This is a genomic window from Okeania sp. SIO2B9 (assembly GCF_010672505.1).
Lineage (GTDB): Bacteria > Cyanobacteriota > Cyanobacteriia > Cyanobacteriales > Microcoleaceae > Okeania > Okeania hirsuta.
Window position 1 is genome coordinate 1 of sequence record NZ_JAAHGK010000568.1, and the last position, 4,629, is coordinate 4,629.

At 35.7% G+C, this 4,629-nt stretch carries 4 protein-coding genes; 1 reads left to right on the forward strand and 3 read right to left on the reverse strand.

The window, feature by feature from the left end:
* Positions 1-64: 64 nt before the first annotated feature.
* The gene (locus F6K13_RS19240) at positions 65-223 is read right to left on the reverse strand and encodes a hypothetical protein (RefSeq protein WP_161564460.1); all 159 of its coding nucleotides are present in this window, start codon (positions 221-223) and stop codon (positions 65-67) included.
* Positions 224-1,244: 1,021 nt separating this feature from the next.
* Positions 1,245-1,397 carry a hypothetical protein gene (locus tag F6K13_RS19245; RefSeq protein ID WP_287288050.1) on the reverse strand — a complete coding sequence of 51 codons (153 nt, stop codon included), beginning with the start codon at positions 1,395-1,397 and terminating at the stop codon, positions 1,245-1,247.
* A 131-nt stretch (positions 1,398-1,528) separates the two neighbouring features.
* On the opposite strand from F6K13_RS19245, the gene F6K13_RS19250 reads away from it, so the two are divergent.
* The gene (locus F6K13_RS19250; protein ID WP_375339359.1) at positions 1,529-3,109 is read left to right on the forward strand and encodes an NAD(P)H-quinone oxidoreductase subunit N; all 1,581 of its coding nucleotides are present in this window, start codon (positions 1,529-1,531) and stop codon (positions 3,107-3,109) included.
* 1,006 nt (positions 3,110-4,115) lie between these two features.
* On the opposite strand, the gene F6K13_RS19255 is transcribed toward F6K13_RS19250, so the two are convergent.
* Positions 4,116-4,553, reverse strand: coding sequence for a hypothetical protein (locus F6K13_RS19255; protein WP_124144480.1), 438 nt, complete (start codon positions 4,551-4,553; stop codon positions 4,116-4,118).
* Between the last annotated feature and the right edge of the window lie 76 nt (positions 4,554-4,629).

Below are 4,629 nucleotides of genomic sequence, written 5' to 3' on the forward strand. Positions count from 1 at the left end.
TTCTGACCGTCTTTAAAAGAGATAAGAAGCATACACAGAAAGCTAATACATCTGTGTAGGTAAGTCACTCCAGTAATTGTCTTTCAGATTCCAGAGCTTTAACTAAATCTTGATTTCCTTTAGCTCTTGCTGCTTCCAGGCGATGAGCTAATCTTTTTTCTATATTGACTTTATGAACCTCATTTAATTTAACTAGACTTTTTGGTGAGTTTTTGTTCATCATGGACATTTTTTTTCCAATTTTATTATATAATTTACATTTTTAATTTAGCACAGCTAGAAAAAATCAACCAGTCAGGTTACTGAAAACAGTCAGTTACTATTAGCTATAGACACAAAACAAAGTTTGTTTTAGTAAACTATATCTTGTAGAGTCATTCACAAATATTCTGAGTAAATCTTTTTAATAAAATGCCTGAAAGTCTTGATTAGTAATGAATGTATAAATATTCAGCAATAAATTATATAGTTAACTAAGGACTTTGAAAATCATCTTTTTTTATCCCTTAATGAGAGTTTCTCCTAGTTCATTAAATTTTATTAAGTAGACTTTGCAGTCTCATACTAAATATTAGTTAAGCCTTAGAAGTTAAATTTTATCTTTTTATTTTGGGTTTAATACCCCGCCGTCTACACCTATCCATTACCCACATCTTTCTTAACATAAAGCTTGACTGTTAAGACGAGTTATGAGTAAGTCTTGGCTCGGCTTTTTCGGGAGAAAAAATGTATTTTTCCATACTTTTTTTTTGACAACTTCAGTAGTTTTACTTAGCTAAATTGATTTTTTCTCCTTTCTCCCCTGCTCCCTGCTCCCCTGCTCCCCACAAGGGTTTCAAGACTTATGGGTAAGGTATACCGTCTACACCAGGGTCAATTTATTGTCACTAGTGCCGCTACGCGGAAGTTAAAAATCAAAAGTCAAAAGTCAATCATTTTTGATTTGTAATTGTTTTCGGATTTTGTAACTGGTCAGTTATTTCCGCCATCCTGCACTAGAGAAAAAGGGAGTGGGGAACCCACCCCTAACCCCTAGGGTCAATTTATTGTCACTAGAGAAAAATTGTATACTTTGAAATTTCGTACATCTTGCTAGGATTAGTTAACCAAAAATATAGAGTTAAGGACTTACGGAAAGACACTACATATAGTATATAAAAACTATAGCACTATGGTATATATAGTGTTTTTACCATGATAATGCGTAATTCCTGGAGTTGTAAATATTCTCTGACGACAAAGAATTAGCTCTGGCCGTCTACACCTTGTTTACAATTGGTTGGGGTTTGAGTCCCCATCCGTTTTTTCTTCCTTCCTCTCTTGGTGCGCATTCCCTTGCGTCTATCGCCGACGTGGGGTCGCACCGCTTCTTCCTTCTTCAATAATTTAGAAAACATTTGGTTTTTTCTTCCTCACCTAATAAAAAACCAAAAAATCTCTGGATACACGCTACAATCCTCTACTGTAAAGGATTATTAATCAGTCAAAATTCTTAGTTACTTACACAAAAAATTTCAAATTATCTAACATGATAGATTTCTCTAACATTGCGGCGCAACTTAACGCAGGCACTATCCTTCCAGAAGCAATAGTTATAATTACCCTACTTGTAGTTCTCGTTGGAGACCTCATAGTAGGACGTACTTCTGCTAAATGGACTCCCTACGCAGCCATAGTAGGTCTATTGATCGCTATTGTGGCCTTATATACTCAATGGGACAGTACAAATACCATCGGTTTTTTGGGAGGCTTTAATGCTGATGCCCTCAGTGTAGTATTTAGAGGTATCATTGCTCTGTGTGCAATTACCACCATATTGATGTCGGTGGCATACATAGAACAAACTGGGACTCCACTAGGAGAATTTATTTGTATTCTGCTCACTGCTACTTTGGGGGCAATGTTCCTTTCTGGAGCAGATGAGTTGGTGATGATTTTTGTTTCTCTGGAAACCCTGAGTATCTCCTCTTATTTATTAACTGGTTATACAAAACGTGACCCTCGCTCCAATGAAGCAGCATTAAAATATTTACTCATTGGCGCTGCAAGTTCGGCCGTTTTTCTCTATGGCATCTCCCTTCTCTATGGTTTGTCTGGTGGAGAAACTCGGTTAACAGCGATCGCCTCTAGTCTTGCTGATGGATCGAGTGGCGGTGTTTCACTAGCTTTAGTTATTGCCTTAGTATTCGCGATCGCTGGTATTTCTTTCAAAATTTCTGCTGTCCCTTTTCATCAATGGACTCCGGACGTATATGAAGGTTCTCCTACTCCAGTTGTGGCCTTTCTCTCAGTGGGTTCTAAAGCGGCTGGTTTTGCTCTAGCTATTCGTCTTTTGGTGACTGCTTTTCCTTTAGTTTTGGAACAGTGGCATTTTGTATTTACTGCCCTTGCTGTATTGAGTATGGTATTGGGTAATGTGGTTGCTCTGGCCCAAACCAGTATGAAACGTCTACTTGCTTACTCATCTATTGGACAAGCAGGTTTTATTATGATTGGCCTTTTGGCGAATACTGAAGCTGGTTACGCTAGTATGATATTTTATCTGCTAATTTACTTGTTTATGAATTTGGGTGGTTTTACCTGTGTGATTCTATTTTCTCTCCGTACAGGTACAGACCAAATTAGTGAATATGCAGGGTTATATCAAAAAGACCCGTTATTAACTTTAGGGTTAAGTCTTTGTTTGCTTTCTTTAGGTGGTATTCCTCCACTAGCGGGTTTCTTTGGCAAGATTTATTTATTTTGGGCAGGTTGGCAAGCTGGATTGTATTGGTTAGTTTTGTTAGGATTAATTACCAGTGTTGCTTCTATTTACTACTACATTCGTGTGGTGAAAATGATGGTGGTAAAAGAACCGCAAGAAATGTCGGATGTGATTAAAAATTATCCTCCTATTCGTTGGGATATTTCGGGTATGCGTCCTTTACAAGTAGGGTTGATTTTGTCTGTTTTAGCAACGTCTTTAGCTGGAATTTTATCTAATCCTTTGTTTACTTTGGCTAACGATACTATTGTTAAAACTCCTATGTTGAACTCGGTTTTAGTTCACACTGTTGAAACTAATTCGGTAGCTAGTCAACCAAGTTTTTCTTTGTCGCAAAATAATTAGTTCTGATTCTGTTGATTTACTAAAAGTAAGAAATGTTCGACTGGTTGTCGAGCATTTTTTCTGTTCAATAGATAGGTCGAATTGTTTTTATTTAAGTAGAATACCAAACTGGAGAGTACAAAGTTCTGCTAAAAAACAGTTGGCTCTCAAGATTGAAAGTGTTACTGGGAAAGGTTTACAGTACCTACTGTTGTGAATGGAGAATTTTTAACCTTGAGTCCGTGAAACCCTTGACTAGCAATAGTTATTCCCAGAACTTTGCACTGTCTAGTACCAAAGATTTTTATTTAAAGGCAGAAGTTATATCCCCATTCCAAATTCCAAAGTAGAAAAAATTATACATGGGAAAGATTAGTGATATCATGTCCGTTTAATTAGTGATAAAAAACTTTCTTCTTCTGTTCTTCTTTTTTCCTCCTATATGGGCGTTTGCTTGCCCATAACTATCGTTAACGCCACTACTCCTGACTCCTGATTCCTCGGTCGTTATTTATAAGTGTTCAAACGGACATTATATGAGAGGAAAGCAGCAAAAAAAACTATTTATTTCACTTAGCTTATAGCAGAAGAAAGAAGAAGTAAGAAGGAAAAATCTTGCGTTGTTTGGGTTTTAAGCTTTTGATATGTCCGCGATCTTTCCTTTGACTGCTATAACAACCTATTTCTTGGCCTTATAAGGGTTCTCATATTAATGGGGTAGAGTATTTTTTTCTCTTCACTTATTCTCTGTTCCCTTTCCAAAAATCGGCATACATAGCCTAAATTATTAACAGCTTACTAAATTTTTTGTATCTAAAATATTACCTAATTTTCAGGAAATTCAATAGGTAATATCAAGTTCAGTTATCTATTTATCAAGATATTTAGAGTAGAGGATAGTTATATTAGACATAAGTATTTTAGCGGGTTGAATTTATGCCTTTATTTCAACCTACCTCTACATAAAAGTATTCTAGAAATTTTTAACCATTTCAGAATTTTATTAAGAAAACTGAGTAACGGAAAACTATGCTAGAACTTTTAGAGCTTCTGGTTTCAGAATAACTTGAACTCCTGATTCAACTTTAACGTGCCACATACCGTTTGGTAATTGATTTAGCAACTCTACAGCTTTACCTCGGTCTTCTTCTAGTTCTGGACTTGGTGAATCAACTAAAATAACTGTTGTTTTGGTTGACTCTTTTGATGGTATTAAATTAGCAGATAAAGAGGAGTTTAGAGAGGGAGAGTCTTCTGAGAGAGTTGCTAACTGCATTCTCAGTTTGGTTAGTTTATTTTGCAGTTCTTGATTTTCTTTTTGATATTGTTGTGATTGTTCTGTTAGTTCTTGATTTTCCTCGGTTAATCTTTGAACTTCTAGTTTTAATCTCTGAACTTCTACACATTCATCGATACTAATATTACAAGCTTTAGCTATAACTTTTTTTATTAGGGGGCTGTACATAACTTTTCAGTAAATAAATTAGAGTAAATTGTTTTTATGGAGAGAGAAGTTATTCTTTTTCCTAGCTTCTCTTAAC